This is a genomic window from Marinicellulosiphila megalodicopiae (genome assembly GCF_045862395.1).
Taxonomy (GTDB): domain Bacteria; phylum Pseudomonadota; class Gammaproteobacteria; order Pseudomonadales; family Natronospirillaceae; genus Marinicellulosiphila; species Marinicellulosiphila megalodicopiae.
In genome coordinates this window covers 1,493,157-1,510,315 of record NZ_AP023087.1, presented here as the reverse complement: position 1 = coordinate 1,510,315, position 17,159 = coordinate 1,493,157, and the positions used below count along the sequence as shown (strand labels likewise).

Sequence of the window (17,159 nt, the reverse complement as noted above, 5' to 3'; positions counted from 1 at the left end):
GCCCCTTAAAAGTCAATTGAAATTAGAAATGGCGAGCTACAAGCCAATGTAAATAACGATACAAAGCGTTGTGTTTTATCAGCGCCAAGTTCGCGAGCAGCATTGTGATGCTGATTTAAAATTTGTGCTGTTCTGTCGTAATAAGCATCAGCAGGCACGACACCCATAATGTCTTCTAGTAAATAATCTCTAAATTCCGGGTACGTTCCGTTTGGCATTTCAGCGCTGCCTAGTTTATTTTTTGCAACATTCAAACAAATACCTTCACTAGCTGAATAATGAAATAAATCAGGAATCGTCGGTTGATCGGGTTGTTCATTACCACGAACCCATTCATCAGATGGCAAACCTGCCGCTACTTTATTTACATTCAGTTTTGAGTCATTACATGGCTCATATAAATTATTGGTTTTGCCGGCCACTTTTGCCATGCGCGATTTTAAGTTGAAACAAAAATGATTTTTTCTGGTAACAGACGTAATTGAAGGGGTTGCCAGTGTTGTTTGATTTTCAACAAGGGTTTTAATTAAGTCAGAACTAAAATACGCAATCACTAATTCTTTAAAGTTAAAATCGGAATCTTTAAATATTTGAGCAACACGCTGTACTTCGTCGTCACTTGTTGAACATGGTGTTGAGTTTGTGTACATACAAAGTTTCACAACCCAGGCCTCAGCAAATTGAGGATGCTCAGAAATAGCACGTGCTAAATCAGTTAGCTCTGGTCCGCTATCATCAGAGTGTCCAGAAAAGGTAAAGCTTGGCATGCGAGGCGATATTCTATTTAAAGGTTTTGACCAGTTCGCATCATAGACACGCATAAAGTAGTCACGCATCGGATCAAGTAATTGATGACACGCAGTACAATCAGGTTGGCTTGCGTGTTCTTCATCAAGACCAATGGTGCTAAATGGAATTGAGTCATCGCCAATAGATATTGGGCTACCTAAAGCCACAATTAACATTTGGTTAACCGTTACACGAAATTCGTTATCAACGTTGGTACGCCATTTAGTTAAAAATGGGAACGTATTAAAAAATCCAGGGCGAGGTACATTCACATAAATTGTGTCTGCATTTCGTAGTTCCGCTAAATCAAAAGGTGATATGATGGCATCTTTTGGTGTGTCAGCAGTAATTGGTTTTATTGTTACGGTTTTCCAAGTATTAAAATCACTTGGTTTCATTATTTTAACCGTACCGTTTTGACCAATACCATTTGCAGTCATGATTCTTGCCCACATGCCACCTATGTCTCTATTGTTTATAAAATCTCGTTGGATAGAAGAAACGGTTGCTTGAGGTATGCAATAAAAACGATCTCTTACCATTTTAGCCAGTGGAACCGTTTGGTCACAATCTGAAATTTTAAGTGTTAATGTTTCATCATCTTTAGCAGGCTTTGCATCACCTGCAATCATAAAACTCATTAATGCAGGGGTCATTTGCCATTGCTCGGTTGTGACAAAATCAGTAAAAGGTTGTTCATCTTCAACAATTTTCATAAAGGTACGATGAGCGTAGCTACTAATATTTTCATAAATGTCTTGGTCTTGCCCTCTTAAAATAATGGCAGCAGCCGCTTCGGTTCCTAAAATAAACGGTGGGACTTGCAAGCGACCAACTTGAGTATGACTTTGTAAACTGTCTTTTATAAAAGGCTCAATTTTTGTCATAAAATTAGGATGCTCTACCCACTGTCTCACTAATAAATCCATAGCAGCAGGATCTTCTTGAACCGCGACTAATTCGTCTTGTGTAATAGCAAGGCCCGTTAAAATATTTTTTGCTTTACGTAAGTAAGACTCAGGGCGTAATTCATAAATTTCAGAAGTTTGTGATTCAGGTGAATAATACGTCCATAGATAAGCAGCAATATCTCTTGCGCAAATTTCTCGACACACAGTGGCATCAGAATTAGGCATCGTTTCTTTAATGTAACGCGCTAGTTCAGCTTCAGAATCTTTTTCGTAAGCATCGCCTTTTGAAAATGTTAAATTATTAACATTAAAAGGAAATACACCAGATACACTTCCGTTTAATTCATCGGTATGGCATTGGGAGCAAACAGCAGAGGCAAATAAACGTTTTCCATTTCCAATGTCGGCAGTTGTTTCAGTTTGCGTTTCTGTCTGAGTTTCAGTTTCAGTTGCAGTTGCAGTTTCAGTTTCAGTTTCAGTTTCAGTTTCAGTTTCAGTTTCAGTTATGGTTATGGTTTCTGTTGCTGTCTGAGTTTCAGTTTGCGTTTCTGTTTCAGTTATATTTGAAGAAAATCTATTGATAATGTATTGAGCCAAGATTTCTGCACAGTCATCGACACAGGCAGTAATATTATTAACTGGCATTTGTGTATGAATTACATTTACAAGGGTATTGTTATTTATTAATTGCGCTAAATTAGGGAGTTGTTTGCCTTGTGAGTGACAAAGGTTACAGGTTTTTTCATTAAATAATTTTTCAGAATCTGTTGAAAACTGCGCTACAAATTCTACGTAACAGCTTTTTTTAACGCCAGGAATTGGGTCTTTGCCAAATGTTTCATTTGCACAAGTAAGTTGGCCTGTTTGATTATTTAAAAATTCAAACTCACCATTAGCACCGTAGGCAACATTATAAATGCCAATTAAATTAAAAGATTCTTTTTCGGATGACTTAAGTGAGTAACCCATTAATGGGTCAACAGAAGTATCGGTTTCAGTCTCAACAGGTGTTTCGGTTTCAGCAGGCGTTTCGGTCTTAACAGGTGTTTGCGTTGCTACGTAAAATGACCATAAGTATTGCGCAATATCGGCTGAACAAGCTGCGTCACATTGCGTTGGGTCTGTAGTGGGCATGGTTAGCTCTATATAACGAGCCAGCTCTGCTTGGGTGGCTTGCGAATAATCATCACTATTTGGAAATTTAAGGGCATTTACATCAAAAGGAAAAACCCCAGCACTTGTACCGTCTTGCTTGTCGATGTGACAACCAGAGCAGTCAGAGGATGCAAACAGGCGTTGGCCGTTATTAATATCGAAGCCACTCCCAGTTTCGGTCTCATTTGGATTTAATATACTTGTATTCAAATCAGTTTCTAATTCAGAATTAACACTTGTTTGTTCTGCATCATTATTCGAATAATTATCAACACTTTCAATTTTCGTATCCGAACCACATCCAGTAAGACTATAAATGATTACAAATAAGAATATAATTTTGTTCATGGGAACACCTCAAAAAATAAAAAATTTAAATTAATAAAATGGAACTATTTTGAAAACATACCTCATAAAAGTATTCAATCAATACACCTAATAAATAAATTGTGAACCAAAACTTAAAACACATACTTTTGATCACAATACGAGTAAATAAATTTAATAAAAATTACATAATTTGCACATTTTTAATAAAAAACACCCGAACAAAACCCTACTTAAAACAAACTTACTCCAGACAAAAAAAATAAAAAATACAATTCAAAACATAATTACAATAAAATTTTAAGACAATCGTATTTATAAATAATTATTCAACAACAGATAATTCTCCTTTTAGGATCAAGTTAGGACCAGTACATGGATTTGGATTTGGATTTGGATTTGGATTTGGATTTGGATTTGGATTTGGATTTGGATTTGGATTTGGATTTGGTCATGGACATGGACATGGACATGGACATTATAAAATGGTTAAACAAATAAATTTAATAACTCCAACCGTCAAATTTTTTATTTAATATATTGACTTTTTAATACTGTCATTTCTTTTTTTAATTTTCGAATAAGCTTTCTGTTAAATCTTTGTTTTAGCCCTATATCTCTTTTTAATTTTTCCTTTAAGATCAATTCTTGAGAAAGTTCTTTTTTTAGTAATTGTTTTAAATTTGGTTCTTGGGTCAAATCTACCCCTTCATCTTTGACTAAATATTTATCTGGAATCACATATTTATTAATTACATTTTCACAATCTAGTACCTTGTCGGATTGTATATATTCAACTTCGATATTTTGCAACAGTTGCAAAGAATTTATCTGCTCAGAATCTTGGATATCATGGCTCGAAATTTTCTCATAATTGGACTCTAAAACACCTTCATTATCTTCTGATTTTTTCACAACTGACCTCAATAAATTTGATAAATACTAATTTTCGTTAACTTCAATCAATGATTAATTTTAAGTATTAAGACTAAACAAAGCAAAATCGTGAAAAAAATTTTTATCAAAAAATCACTTAAAAATATAAAAAGTAACAAGAAAATAATTTACTATTTTTATTACTTTTAAATTATGCTTTCTAAAGAAGTTGCGCCGAATATATAGGATGTTTTTCATTTGGAATATAAATTAAAGTACTATTTGTGAAACCGAGCATTAAAACGATTACATATATTACACCCTGTGTCATTAATGTAACATATACAACCATCATTAGTTGTAATTCAGCAATTTAATTAGTCATTTAACTAGTCATTAACTTTGAAAAATCATAATAATTATTACTTAAATGGTATATTTTAATTACACTTTAACCAAAAAAAATACATTATAAATATAAAATAAAACAAATAATACATAACTAATAATACAAAACTCATAAATTAAAAGTAAATTAATTTACATTTAATATAAGTAATAAATATATCTATTCACAATCGGTTACATTATTAATTTAAAGTAATCACAATCTAATTATTCTCATTTAACATTATGTAGTGATTTTGAGGCGTACTTTCTTAGGAACGAAAGCAATTATTGAAGTATTTTGACACCAATAAAAAAGCAGCCTAATTAAAAAATAAGGCTATGTTTTAAATTGTTGTTGCAGCATTCAACGCATTTTTTACAAACCCCGCAAAAGCCATGATAAATAGTACAATACATGCAATATTCGAGTAAGATTTGCTATTGTTAAAAACCATTTAAAATCAAACAGTTACGTTTATAGCAACACAAATGTAAAACATAGCGAAAAATAAGCTGCTACCAACATGTCAGTATTCAGCAAAGTCCACCCAAACATCATTTGCTCTTTTAATTAACGCTTCGCTGTCTTTCAACCAATTTTGTTGCACTTTAGAGTTGTAATTTAAATACAATTTATCATCTATGATTGAGAAGTTTTTAGGGTTAATTTTTACTTTTTTACCACTTGCCATAGCAAAAGCACAATACCCACCAAACTGAGGACTGTACTTTTCAGGATTCGATTTAAACAAATCAAGGTTTTGTTTGGAAGCAAATAACCAGGTTACGTCCATCCAATTAAAACTAAAATCATCACTGCCTTGTACGGCCTCATTTTGAGTGAAATATGCTACAGGATCGTAACCTTTAATGGCTTCATCACTAGCAAAAGACGTATATACATCTTGTTTTGCATGACTAAATACACTGACAACTAATACAGAAATTGCGACTAAAAATTTATTCATAATGACTCTCTTTTGATTTAGCAGAATGTTATTCCAAGAAAAACACCTTTGATAAACTTGGATTGATGGTTGGATTATTAATATATTCAACTATTAAATTTTCAGGGTAATAATGAAACTTAATAGTCTTTTCATCAGCATAGTACTGACAAATACTTTTGGTATGCACTTTTAAACGTTGCACAAAACAGCTTTGGGTTTCATTGCCTTTAACATAGGTTAAGTGAATACTGGGTATTGATGTGGGTTTGCTCGCTTGTTTAAAGTCCGCCCCTTTTGTTTTGTATTGATCAAACAGTATATGCCGACCTGACTGTACATTCAGTGAATCTAACCCTGAAGATGTAAAAAAATACCAAGGATCTAAGTTACTTAATTCATGAGTAAAACTTATGCCATCCCATTTGCTTTTAAATACTTGGTTTTTATAAAATGTTAACAGTGAAAAAGCAGAATATAAATATGGGTCAAACTGAGATTGCAAAAAAACAGTAATAGCATCAAAGGATTTTAATTCCAATAATTCAGGGATGATGTTACCTCTTGATTGTTCTCCAACAAAATACTCGTGCTCATATAAATTTAACAAACACATAATGACTTGATTGTGATTGCCACCCATCCAGGTGCCACCTTGTTTTTCATCTACCGGATATAACATAGTTTGACTAACTATAGGCAAAGCTTCATGTCTTGTGCGCTGCTCGTCCCGATTCATTGTAACCACTAAGCCACTTTGATCGTAAAATGCGCTAACTGTACACATTATGCATTTGCCTTTTGATTTCTTAGATAACTTGCCGTACTTGGAGCGACGCCCACTTCTTTTTCTAAATTAATACCCATGGTTTTGAGCATTAAGTTAATGTAGGCCATGTGATGAATACTGTGTTCGCTAATATATGCAAGTTCACGAATTAATGAAGATGTAATTGTTAAGTCTACTGTTTGCGATTGTTGAATCTCAGTTTTAACTTGAATAGACTTGTCTTTTTCAAGTGTAGGCAACCAGTTTTTAATAGATTCAACCTGTTCTTTTGCAATACTAAGATCGGTTTCGATCACGTTATTTCGTTGGCGAACGGTATAATCCGCCACACCATCTTGATTGCTTTTTTGCAGTGCAATGTAAAATCCAACGATATGACGCAGATGACGACCCACGCTAAAACTGGTTTTAGTGCCAATTTCCCCGTAGGTTTGCTCGTCTAAATTATTTAAAATATATTCGAGTTCCTGTATTGTTTCTACGCTCGCTCTTACTAAATCAATCATTAATACTCCACTTTCTTTTATATTCTATTGAGCCTTGCTCACCTAAATATCGTTTTAAATACTTAGCCGGCATGGTCGCAAAATCAACCAAAATCAAACCATCTAATGATTCATTTAGATCTTGATTCACTGAAAAGCAAACAAACTTTCCGTTGAGCGCTAAATAATGTCGGATCAAAATAGGAATCACTTTTCCCTGCTCAAACTGACCTAATAATTTATTAAATAACGGCACATTACCAATACTATAAAGGTGCTCAGAGCTCCATAATTTACTTTTTACTTTCAAAGGAATTTTAGGCGCTACATTAAAAATTACTCGATCGAATTTAAAACTCGACAGCATAGAATCTGCAATAAACACACGGGCTTGTTCTGAATATTCTTGAGAGATACTTACACCACCAAATACCGTAGTAATCTGATTATTTAGAGCAACATAGGTACCTATGCCTTTCCATAATAAATCTAAAACAGCGGTTCTTTTTTGGTAATCTGGGTGAACAAACGAGCGACCAACTTCTAAAGCAGGGCCAATGTCACGTAATAATTTTTCATCGTAGTTATACATTTTATTGCTGTACAACCCTTTCACACCATGACTGTCTAACACTTTAAATGTTTCAGCCATACGGTAAGCACCTGCTAATTTTTTGTTGGTATGGTCATAAACAAACAACTGAAGATAATATTCATTATATTCATCCCAATCTTCAAGCTGCCCTGTTCCTTCATTGGCGGTGCGAAATGTGAGCTCTCTTGCAAATGCCAATTCATTTCTGATGACACCAATTTCACTACCTGGCACACAATAAACTGAATAATGTTTAAACTTTATTAACCTATATTCTGATAATTGATTCACTGCACAGTCTAATATATCTCGTTCTGGTGGTTTGGAGATAGGCAAATGATTTTGCCCTTCAGGGATGATGCCTTTTTTTGAAGTATTGTCTTTTAATAAATCTGTACACAACCGAAAGTAATTTGTGAGGGCTTGGGCATCACTTAAACCTTTAATTTCTTTTGGTTCAATGATATTACCAATTGAGATATCAATGTGTTTACCGCGTTTATTTACAAATTCACGAGGCAATAATAAGGTTCGTAAACGTGGATGAATTAAACCCGATAGATAAAATTTAAAACTATTTAAGCCATTAATTCGAATTGGCAATACATTAGATTCGTATTTTTTTGCCCAAAGTCCCACTTGTCGATTCCATGCTATATCTTCAATGCGCAATTTTTTAATATTTAACGACGAGACTTTTCCCGCAGGAAAAATCAACAACGCACCACCGTTAGATAAGTGCTTACTTGACGTTTTAATGCCTTTAAAATTTTCAGCCTTTGCGTCCTTGGCAAGTACATTTACACCTATGAATAATTCTTTAAATTCAGGAATGTGTGTCAGTAATTTATTCGTTAATACTTTTAAATCTGGACGATATTTAAGTAATAATTGACTTAATACTACGCCTTCTAATCCACCTAAAGGATGATTTGCCACAATAATTAACGGTCCGTCTTTTGGAATTTTTTTCAGATTTTCTTCAAAATTAATTCTGCAACTTTCTAAACCTAATGCGTCTTGGGTATATGCTAAAAATGCAGTTGCATCTAGGTTTTGTGGACGAAGATCATAATGCTGCGCCAACGGCTTTAAACCTAAAATCATCTCTAATGATTTCGCCACTAAATTATTTTTTAACGGAATTCTAAATGGGTTATTTACTGACATATCATTCTCAATCGTTAACTGGATAAAATTTAACTAAACTTCGTTCGTGTAACCATGCTTTGATTAACGCTTTTATTCCTGGCGTCTTAACTCCTTTTTCGCGAGCCTGTTTACCCAATAAAAATAATGTTTTGTATTGCCATAACAACGCACAAAATGCTTGATTTAAATTCGCATTACGATCCCAAATATGAAGCGACTCTGACGCTGCACCATTAATTTCGACAATTTGCAATGTCTGACCTTTTTGCAAAGACATTAAATCTTTAAATTTCACATCTAATCGACCGTAATTGAAATCGGGAATATCCGACATAATTTTATCTAGTTGCGCTTCAAGCTCTGGAGTATTAAATTCAATACCGTCTCTGAAAATTGCACCGCGACAATGACTAGCAGAAAAAACCAGTTTATGCGGTTCTTCAGGTTTTAACACCAAATCAAAATCGCAACTGTTTTGATAAATATCCAAAAGATCTTTTGCACGATCATCTTTTTGCAATAACTCTCCAAGCGTTGAAGTGCCATCACCCACCACATAAGGGCTATATTTAAATGCCATACTTTGAATGGTGCCCGTTTTTTGCCCAGGCAATTTCACATAAAACAAACCTACTTCTGCTTCAAAATCCGACAATTTCTGTACCATTATCGGTGAATCTTCGCTGTAAGTAGTTAAAACTGTTTTTAATTCTTGCTCGGTTTTAATCAATTTCACTCCGGTTCCACGACAGCCAATATCTGGCTTAACCACAATCGGAAATGAAAAACCTTTATGTTGCATTTGAGTAACGATCTGTTGATATGAATACTTAGATTGATGAACCACAAACCAATCCAGAATGGACGATTTTGCAAATTCACCCGCCATATTAAATATGTCGCTTTTTGGAGTACCGACCATTCCAGATAAATTAATTTTTGGATTGGCAATTAAAGGTAAAGTTAATGAACGATATCGAATGGCCCAAATAATCCACATAAAAAAAACAGGCAGGTACATCAGCCACATTGGCCAAAATTCAAAAAATGAAGTTTGCTTACCTTTTTGATCTAGTGGTGGCATTCCAGGTGAGATAAATGGTGAATTCATAGTCATACATCTTTAATAGTTGACTATAAGATTCACCTTATTAAGCTTTGTTACAAAAAAATGTCAAATTATTTACACAGTTTTGTATTTATTGATTTATATTGCATTTTCCTTATGCGGTATTAAGTATTTCGCCCTGCTCTATGACTGAGCGTCTTTAGACTCTTTTAATGATTCTACTTTTTTCAAAAGTTGATCTTTAATTGTTTCATCCTCTAGATTTTCAACAGATGTAAGTAAAAGCATCATATGGGCTTGATCGATAGAGTTTTCATAAGTTAATTGTTCAATTTCATCAGCTAATTGGCCTTTATCAAACATAATATCTTCTGCTATGGATTCATTTTTTAACACTTGATTCATTGTAGGCTGAGCTTTAGGAATAAATTGTGCCGCCAAATCATACACTCGTTGATTAACGAAATTTGGAGAGACAATTTCAATATTATTTGAATGCAAAACTGTCAAAATGTTTTTACGTAATTTTGAACGAACTGTTAAATTTTTAGTAACATCTTCTAAAAAACCCGCAACTTTATAAGAAACAGAAAAATCCGACAGCTCAGTCACCATCACAAATGGATCAGTTAATTGGGTGTCCTGTGCACTTTTCAATAATAATGGTTCAATAATTTGATGATGATATTCATAACCTAATGACAAACTCACTGACACAATCGTACCAGATTTGTGAATTACACTGACGTTATTCGTCATTAAATATAAATTAGGAATTGTAGTTAAATCTCGATCTTCTGTTTGAATTTCACAGTGAAATAACCCTCGTTGTGTGACTCGACCAAACTGCCCTTGCACTTTAATAAAATCACCAGGCTTAAAACTGTTGATCATTCTTAATAACAGGCCACTCATTGCATTTGCCACAAATGTTGTAGAAGACAATGCAATCACAGCAGTCAATAAAATCCCTAATAAACTTAATATTTGCCCTTTGATGGATTCTGGTACATTCAGCACTAAAATCAAACCAACAAAAATAACGATACTAATAAAGAAAAATAAAACCTGACGAGGAAGTTTTGCTTCAGCTCCCAGTTGCAAACGTGATCCTAGCATCCACCATTTAACAAAAAATATACTGCCTACAAATACACTCAGTTGTATTAGTGTCGGGAAATGTTGAAAAATATTATCTAACCAATCTATAAGCATAATTCAATTCTATATAATTAAATGGACATAATCCTAAGTATAATACCTAGGCGTTTTTTTCACGATAACATTAACCGTTTTATTAAGAAACCGAATGTTTGATCAATAAACATTTAGCTGTCATCTTGACTTAAAACGCGATTTGCGCTCGTGCAGCAAAACCTGGCCCATAATCTTTTACAATCACCATATTACCCATTAACTTAATATCATCATTTACATAATAATTTACGCCAATCAATACATTCACCATAGACTCAGTGATCGATTCATTTTGCAAATACAAACCACTTAATCGTGTGACTAACTCTAAAGCATGCTGGGTATCTGATCGCTTTGCATAATTTCCTTTTTTGAATTTATTGGCATCGCCTTTTACAAAATAACTAGCTTGTAAATACGCACTTGAATGACTGGAATTAGGATTGACTGGATTAAATTCTTGATCCGCTGTTACAAATAACCACATAACTTCAGATTGTAGATTTAATTGGTTATATCGTTGTGCGTATTCTAATGCAAAAAAGCGTAATGAACGCGCTCTAAAGGCATCACTTTGAATCAAATCATCAGCTAGATTTAATTCAGGTTTTGCATTAATCTCAAAAAGCTGGCTGCCATAATCCACTAACGCGACATTCACCCCAAAATGATAATCTTTGGAAAATACATAATTCAATTTTGCCGAAAGCCCATATGTATTATTTCCCGTATTAAAATCACGGTTGGACTCAAACATATTAAAAAAAGCCGAATAGTGTTTTTGATGCCACTGAAGTGCTAGCCCAAATTTTCCTTTGGGAATTAACGCATTGGTACCTAGATCTTTTTCCAATGTACTGGACACTTTACTGCTTGTGCTATTTTGTAACCCTAATTCAATATCAACGACCCCTACTGCAATATCTAAATCGTTTATTGCGCCATAACTTATGGCATAATCGTCCAATTTCACATCGGCATCTTCTTCTAAATCTAGCGTTAGCTCTACCATCCAATTTTCAATAAATTCTTTTTCAAAGCCTAATTTTAGTTTTCTTAAATACAAATCCTGAGTTAAATTTTCGCTGGCCATTTGACTGGTTAATAAAGACCCATCAAATGATATTGAGCCAGATATTTTTATTGGCGTTTCTTGATTGTTATGGTGTTGATTTGATAAAGATTCAGCCTCACTATCAAATGCAAAGCCAAATGATGTAATTGATGTCAACCCAATAACTAATAGAGGTAATTTTCTAAAACATTCATACATTTTACGATTCACTTAATATTTTCATAATGACAGTCAATATAAAGCCTAGGTTTAGTGCATTCAATATGAAAAATGTTAGAACATCAAATAATACATGTTAAGCCGTTTGAGCGTTTATCCTTATAAAACAACATTCATACCTTTGAATCTAATGTGATAATATGGCATTTTTCATACTACTAATATAACGAGATACCATCATGGCTGAAGCATTTGGCTCAATTGCAGTAAAACTTCCATTAATCCTTCATAGTAATTTATTAAAAAGCAAGCAAATCATTGCTGCTGATTTGATCAAAAAACTACTTAAACACGCGAACATTCAAGACGAAGCAATCATTGAAAGTTTTACTTCCCAACAATTTGAGCAAGAGGGCTTAGAGTCTATAGATGAATATTTGTTTATTGATACGATGGGTACAAATTGGATTGAGTTATTAAATAAAATCGTAGAATTAGGTAAAGGCATTGAGATCTACGCATTAATCGAACACGAAGAAGGATATCAAGAGTATTTCGCCATTAATGATCATTCTAAAACCTTTCGTGACTTAGTAGATTTTGAAGATGAAGATGGTAAAAGTTACGAAGAGGTCATGCCTCGCTGGTTAGAAGTTATGCCGCAAGATATTGCAGGTGTATTTTTTGATATGTTTGAAGGCGATGAAGAAGACGACGACGAAGCATAAATAACCCGATGATGGGTCTTTTTAGCTTGCCTTAAAAGACCTGTTTTTCTAAACCTAAGGATTTTGTATGTACAATTTCATTATTGATATTGATGGGACCATTGTTCAAAATGATCAACCCATTAATAATAGTGTCGCATTTATTCAACAATTACAAAATCAACATTATGATTTTTTGTTGGCGACCAATTCCATTATTGATAAACCGTCCCAAATTAATAGATTAAATGCCATAGGTATTAATATAACTGCCAATCAACTTTATTCACCGATCGATGCCATTAATATTTATTTAGCTACTCAACGCATTAAAACTGGATTAATCATTGGGTCAACATTAGAAGTGCAGCAAATTCACTGTGAGCATAATTCAATCTGTCCAGAAATCATCATTTTATTAGATTTTGAAAAAAACGACGCAGGCTATTGTACATTACAAAACATCATCGACTTTGCGCAAAAAGGCATACCGATCATAACTGCGTCGCGTTCTTTATTTTATTTAAAAAACAGTCATAAACAAATTGATACTGGTGCCTTTGTCGCGTTGATTGAATCGATCACTCAAACAACAATTGACGTGATTGGTAAACCATCGACTGATTATTTTATAAATGCAAGCCACTCATTTAAAAATCAAGATCTAGAAATATTGGTAATAGGCGATGATTATCAAACTGATATACAAGGTGCAAAAGCAGTTAACTTTAAAACTGCCTTAGTTCAATCAGGAAAGTATCACGTAGGTGATGAAAAACATTGCCAGCCGGATTTTTGCATTACAGAATTCACCGATTTACATTTTTTTGAATAATAGTTTTTATTTACAAACAATTGTAACTAAATGGCTCTTTTTAACTCTATAGTTTTATATTTTTAATTTTATTGGAATAACTTATGAACCCTACAAAAACAATTTATGCCATGTTTTTTATTTTGTTGCTTGGACTGATAGCGTTTATTGCTGTAGCTGCAACCACATCAAGCTACGAATCAACGCAAGTGCATTCTATTGAACAAGCAAAAGTCATTATTTATGGGACGCCTCAGTGTCATTATTGTAAAAAAACCCGCAAACTTTTAAGTCAAAATGTTATTGCGTATTTTGAATACGACATATCATCTAACAAAGAAGCTTATAATACGTTTGTAAAACTTGAAGGTCGTGGCACGCCGTTAATCATTATTGGCAATCAAGTGATTAAAGGATTTGATGAATCTAGAATTAGAAAATTATTAAATATTGAACAAGATCCTAAAGCCAGTTAATGAATTGCAAAAAAAAACCAATCAAAGATTGGTTTTTTTTTGATATTTTTTTGATTAAAGCTTAAATACAGTACCAGCAGAAAATGTGGATTTTAGTGTGGTTTCAGAACCAATCATTTGTTGATAAGATGCGTGAATACCAAAAAATGACGTAATGTAATAATTGAAGCTTGGGCGAATGAATAATCCACCATTTGATTCTAGTGAGCTTTGCTGAATATTTACATCATTTCCCTGTTGAAAATGACTCATAGTTGATAAACCTACATCAAAATTAAATTCATACTTATCTAAATATGCGTAACGACCCCCAGCAAACGCGTTAAAACCCGCAAATGCAATTGATGGATTTGCCACTACATAGCCTTCATCATCGAATAAATTTCCAATGTCGGAGTCGTTAGGTAAAATACCGATTGCACCAATACCACCACGAAAATATCCTAGGATAATCCCCGCAGAACCACTTACTGAAATTGCATTGGAATCAAAGCCTTCAGTTGTTGCTTGTGTTTGATTTAAACTTGCCAAACCCGCTTCAACTTCAAAAAAAGTTCTTGCTTCAATTGGATCTGCACCTTCAGCTTGAGTGAAACCACTGATTGATGCTAATAAACTTGCAATAACGAGTGCTTTTTTCATCTTATTCCCCTGTTAGATTGTTACTATTTTGTAATTGATACATATTACGCTTTTGGGTGGTTTGTTGTCTAATATTTGAGTCGATAACGAGTACTGCGTCCACCTCTGGACATTTTTTTTAAACACCCTTTTTTTTGCAACCCTGTTAGATCACGAGTTGCAGTGGCTTTACTGACTCCTGTTAACTCTTGATAACCGCCTGCATTAATCCCATCAACAAATAAATCTGCATTTTTTGCAATTTTATTTAAAACATCAACTTGCCGTTGAGTTAACACCGTTTGAGAATGAGATAACCAGAAAGAATCTTGAGCATTTTTATATTCAATAAAAGGTAATACTTTAAGCATTTCTTCATATAAATTGTGCAAAAACCATTCAAGCCATTGAGTGATATCCATTGGGTTTGATTGTTGGTTTTTCATCTGACATCGTTGTGTTTGAATTAATAACGACTGATATTTGGTTTTATTTGCATCAATTGCGGGGGTCATGGAATATAAATGTGCATTTTCAGGTTTGGCTTGAGCCAATGCTCGATCCGTTAATGCACGAGCAATTCGACCGTTTCCATCTTCAAAAGGATGCAGTGTAATAAACCAGAAATGCGCAATGCCAGCTCTTACAATATTTTGCTTATCATTTTCAAAAGGTTCATTAAACCAAAATTTAAATTTTTGAATTTGATTGGTTAATTCTTCTTTGGGAGGGGCTATATATTTTAAGGTTTTATGAGACATTTCATGAGTGGATTGTCTTCTTAACTCACCTATATTTTGATCTGTAGATTGCGCAAATAATGTGGCATGCCACTGGTACAATTTGGACTGAGTGATGGGTAAATGCAAGTCATCCATCACTTTAGAAAACATTTGAATTAACAATGGATTCTCAATACTTAAAGCAGTATGCGTGGCCTTTTCTTTTAGTAAGTAAACACTTACACAATCTTCAATACTTAAAAGATCAACACCTTCATCTTTAGAATGTGTTGATAAAAACACATTATTTACTAGACTTTTCTTTTGGATGTCATATAAATCTTGAGAATGTAGAGAAATAACCTGTTTACTGATTCGATTTTGTAATTTCACAATTTCATTGAGTAAATCGTCTAATTCTTCAATTTTATATTCAAAATTTGGCCAATTCGATTGCTGCCATATAAACATACTTTAACCTTAAACTTTAATGCGGATTTTGGGGAAGTTAAAAAATCTACTTGTTTAAACCATAAGCGAATACATGACACTTGGGCTATCCCTTCAACATGAACTATTCAACATGAACTATTCAACATGAACTATTCAACATGAACTATTCAACATGAACTATTCAACATGAACTATTCAACATGAACTATTCAACATGAAGCATTCAACATGAAGCATTCAACATGAACGATTCAAAACAGTGTTATTAAATAACACGTCTTAGATTGAATAATACCTGTTCAAATTTTAAACACAATCACTGTAATAACTTTAATGCCTGCAGAGACTGATTTTTTTCGTTGTAATAGGACATTAATCGCATTTTAGACTCAATTGTTTTTTCAAGTTCGTGGTAACTGACAATATAAACCTGGGCTTTGGCGGCTAAATCTAAAATTTCACAATTTTCAAATGCAACCAAATGCAACACAGATAAACTTTGATGAGATTGTAACCAAATTTCAATCTGTTTAAGTTTTTCATGAGCTTCAATTGGTAATTGATGAAACGCATTCACCATTTTTGTCGTTAATACTGTTTTAGCAGCACTATGAATGATTTTAACACCCAGTGCAGGCTCTAATAATTTTGCAGCGATAATGGAATACTGCTCTAACACTGCACTTGATTTTTGCATAGTTGTATTCAAATTCTTAAATCGTTTTACTAACATCTGTGAACCGCTAGGCTCATGTTGACATTGAGTCAGATAGCCAATTGAAATTTGAGTATTTAAGGCTTCGCTATTTTGTGGTAATAATTTTTCAATATTACTGTATAAACCGACTAGATGTTCATATTGATTTGTATTTAAAAAAATGTGTACAGCGGTTTTTAGATAATGCGCATTTTTTTTATAAATTAATGTATCTTCTCTTAAAATAGGCAATACGCTCATAAAATCTGCATGGGAATTTAAATTTTGTAATTGCATCCAATGTAAAAATGGCACAAATCGAGCATCGACTTTTTCAACTTCTTTTATGGCATCCTGATAGTTATGCTTTAGGTACGCCAACATTAATTGAGATAAGATTGGCTGTTGTACTTTTGCCATTAGAACTTGTTTTTCAGCTGTTTTTTCTTTCCCGTCAAACCATTGATATAATCCTTCAGCTAAAAAACGATAACTTTTTTTGGTTTTTGTTTTTTCTCTCCAACGATAATAAGTTTCAACAGGGCGAATTAAACTGGCAGATTTTACAACTAAATAAATAAATAAGTTAATTGCTAATACCGCAACCAACATCACCCATAAACTCATTTCTATTAGTTTTGATCCTAATATAATTTGAACATGTGTAGGAGTATTCATCATATTTTGACCAACAAATGCCATCAAACCGATAAATAATAACCACAAAATTACTTTAATAATTAATTTCATTT

General features: G+C 33.4%; 16 protein-coding genes. 4 read left to right on the top strand and 12 right to left on the bottom strand.

Annotated features, from left to right (window positions below):
* Positions 1-5 precede the first annotated feature (5 nt).
* Positions 6-3,203 (bottom strand): c-type cytochrome, encoded by a 3,198-nt coding sequence (locus tag TYM08_RS06340; RefSeq protein ID WP_422382125.1) that lies wholly within the window; start codon positions 3,201-3,203, stop codon positions 6-8.
* Positions 3,204-3,557: 354 nt separating this feature from the next.
* Between TYM08_RS06340 and TYM08_RS06335 the strand changes: the two genes are divergently transcribed.
* Positions 3,558-3,683 (top strand): hypothetical protein, encoded by a 126-nt coding sequence (locus TYM08_RS06335; RefSeq protein WP_422382124.1) that lies wholly within the window; start codon positions 3,558-3,560, stop codon positions 3,681-3,683.
* Positions 3,684-3,710: 27 nt separating this feature from the next.
* On the opposite strand, the gene TYM08_RS06330 is transcribed toward TYM08_RS06335, so the two are convergent.
* The 8 genes from TYM08_RS06330 to TYM08_RS06295 form a co-directional block, all read right to left on the bottom strand.
* Positions 3,711-4,097 carry a hypothetical protein gene (locus TYM08_RS06330; protein ID WP_422382123.1) on the bottom strand — a complete coding sequence of 129 codons (387 nt, stop codon included), beginning with the start codon at positions 4,095-4,097 and terminating at the stop codon, positions 3,711-3,713.
* Between the two features lie 878 nt (positions 4,098-4,975).
* The gene (locus TYM08_RS06325; RefSeq protein WP_422382122.1) at positions 4,976-5,416 is read right to left on the bottom strand and encodes a YHS domain-containing (seleno)protein; all 441 of its coding nucleotides are present in this window, start codon (positions 5,414-5,416) and stop codon (positions 4,976-4,978) included.
* Between the two features lie 28 nt (positions 5,417-5,444).
* The gene (locus TYM08_RS06320; protein ID WP_422382121.1) at positions 5,445-6,182 is read right to left on the bottom strand and encodes an NRDE family protein; all 738 of its coding nucleotides are present in this window, start codon (positions 6,180-6,182) and stop codon (positions 5,445-5,447) included.
* Entirely contained in the window at positions 6,182-6,691 is a 510-nt protein-coding gene (locus TYM08_RS06315) for a hypothetical protein (RefSeq protein ID WP_422382120.1), read from the bottom strand. Before TYM08_RS06315 ends, TYM08_RS06320 begins: the two co-directional genes overlap by 1 nt.
* Entirely contained in the window at positions 6,684-8,435 is a 1,752-nt protein-coding gene (locus TYM08_RS06310; RefSeq protein ID WP_422382119.1) for a lysophospholipid acyltransferase family protein, read from the bottom strand. The genes TYM08_RS06315 and TYM08_RS06310 overlap by 8 nt, the downstream gene beginning before the upstream one ends.
* 7 nt (positions 8,436-8,442) lie before the next feature.
* Complete coding sequence (locus TYM08_RS06305; RefSeq protein ID WP_422382118.1) at positions 8,443-9,528, bottom strand: D-alanine--D-alanine ligase; 1,086 nt, start codon at positions 9,526-9,528, stop codon at positions 8,443-8,445.
* 141 nt (positions 9,529-9,669) lie between these two features.
* Positions 9,670-10,701: a mechanosensitive ion channel family protein gene (locus tag TYM08_RS06300; RefSeq protein ID WP_422382117.1), complete on the bottom strand. Its 1,032-nt coding sequence runs from the start codon at positions 10,699-10,701 to the stop codon at positions 9,670-9,672.
* Positions 10,702-10,831: 130 nt separating this feature from the next.
* Positions 10,832-11,968: a porin gene (locus TYM08_RS06295; protein WP_422382116.1), complete on the bottom strand. Its 1,137-nt coding sequence runs from the start codon at positions 11,966-11,968 to the stop codon at positions 10,832-10,834.
* A gap of 188 nt (positions 11,969-12,156) precedes the next feature.
* On the opposite strand from TYM08_RS06295, the gene TYM08_RS06290 reads away from it, so the two are divergent.
* From TYM08_RS06290 to TYM08_RS06280, 3 genes are all read left to right on the top strand, one after another.
* Positions 12,157-12,645: a hypothetical protein gene (locus TYM08_RS06290; protein WP_422382115.1), complete on the top strand. Its 489-nt coding sequence runs from the start codon at positions 12,157-12,159 to the stop codon at positions 12,643-12,645.
* A gap of 67 nt (positions 12,646-12,712) precedes the next feature.
* Entirely contained in the window at positions 12,713-13,459 is a 747-nt protein-coding gene (locus tag TYM08_RS06285; protein ID WP_422382114.1) for an HAD-IIA family hydrolase, read from the top strand.
* A gap of 83 nt (positions 13,460-13,542) precedes the next feature.
* On the top strand, positions 13,543-13,914 hold the full coding sequence (locus tag TYM08_RS06280; RefSeq protein ID WP_422382113.1) for a glutaredoxin family protein: 372 nt from the start codon (positions 13,543-13,545) through the stop codon (positions 13,912-13,914).
* A 54-nt stretch (positions 13,915-13,968) separates the two neighbouring features.
* Here the strand turns inward: TYM08_RS06280 and TYM08_RS06275 are convergent, their stop codons facing one another.
* From TYM08_RS06275 to TYM08_RS06265, 3 genes are all read right to left on the bottom strand, one after another.
* A complete protein-coding gene (locus TYM08_RS06275; protein ID WP_422382112.1) occupies positions 13,969-14,556 on the bottom strand; it encodes a hypothetical protein in 588 nt (195 codons plus the stop codon).
* A 68-nt stretch (positions 14,557-14,624) separates the two neighbouring features.
* Positions 14,625-15,728, bottom strand: coding sequence for a Fic family protein (locus tag TYM08_RS06270; RefSeq protein WP_422382111.1), 1,104 nt, complete (start codon positions 15,726-15,728; stop codon positions 14,625-14,627).
* A 298-nt stretch (positions 15,729-16,026) separates the two neighbouring features.
* On the bottom strand, positions 16,027-17,157 hold the full coding sequence (locus TYM08_RS06265; protein WP_422382110.1) for a heme biosynthesis HemY N-terminal domain-containing protein: 1,131 nt from the start codon (positions 17,155-17,157) through the stop codon (positions 16,027-16,029).
* Positions 17,158-17,159: the final 2 nt, after the last annotated feature.

Coding starts and splice junctions, on each gene's coding strand:
- TYM08_RS06335 (WP_422382124.1), top strand. CDS start 3,558: ATGGATTTGGATTTGGATTTGGATTTGGATTTGGATTTGGATTTGGAT.
- TYM08_RS06305 (WP_422382118.1), bottom strand. CDS start 9,528: ATGAATTCACCATTTATCTCACCTGGAATGCCACCACTAGATCAAAAA.
- TYM08_RS06315 (WP_422382120.1), bottom strand. CDS start 6,691: ATGATTGATTTAGTAAGAGCGAGCGTAGAAACAATACAGGAACTCGAA.
- TYM08_RS06270 (WP_422382111.1), bottom strand. CDS start 15,728: ATGTTTATATGGCAGCAATCGAATTGGCCAAATTTTGAATATAAAATT.
- TYM08_RS06310 (WP_422382119.1), bottom strand. CDS start 8,435: ATGTCAGTAAATAACCCATTTAGAATTCCGTTAAAAAATAATTTAGTG.
- TYM08_RS06340 (WP_422382125.1), bottom strand. CDS start 3,203: ATGAACAAAATTATATTCTTATTTGTAATCATTTATAGTCTTACTGGA.
- TYM08_RS06300 (WP_422382117.1), bottom strand. CDS start 10,701: ATGCTTATAGATTGGTTAGATAATATTTTTCAACATTTCCCGACACTA.
- TYM08_RS06285 (WP_422382114.1), top strand. CDS start 12,713: ATGTACAATTTCATTATTGATATTGATGGGACCATTGTTCAAAATGAT.
- TYM08_RS06280 (WP_422382113.1), top strand. CDS start 13,543: ATGAACCCTACAAAAACAATTTATGCCATGTTTTTTATTTTGTTGCTT.
- TYM08_RS06325 (WP_422382122.1), bottom strand. CDS start 5,416: ATGAATAAATTTTTAGTCGCAATTTCTGTATTAGTTGTCAGTGTATTT.
- TYM08_RS06275 (WP_422382112.1), bottom strand. CDS start 14,556: ATGAAAAAAGCACTCGTTATTGCAAGTTTATTAGCATCAATCAGTGGT.
- TYM08_RS06265 (WP_422382110.1), bottom strand. CDS start 17,157: ATGAAATTAATTATTAAAGTAATTTTGTGGTTATTATTTATCGGTTTG.
- TYM08_RS06290 (WP_422382115.1), top strand. CDS start 12,157: ATGGCTGAAGCATTTGGCTCAATTGCAGTAAAACTTCCATTAATCCTT.
- TYM08_RS06320 (WP_422382121.1), bottom strand. CDS start 6,182: ATGTGTACAGTTAGCGCATTTTACGATCAAAGTGGCTTAGTGGTTACA.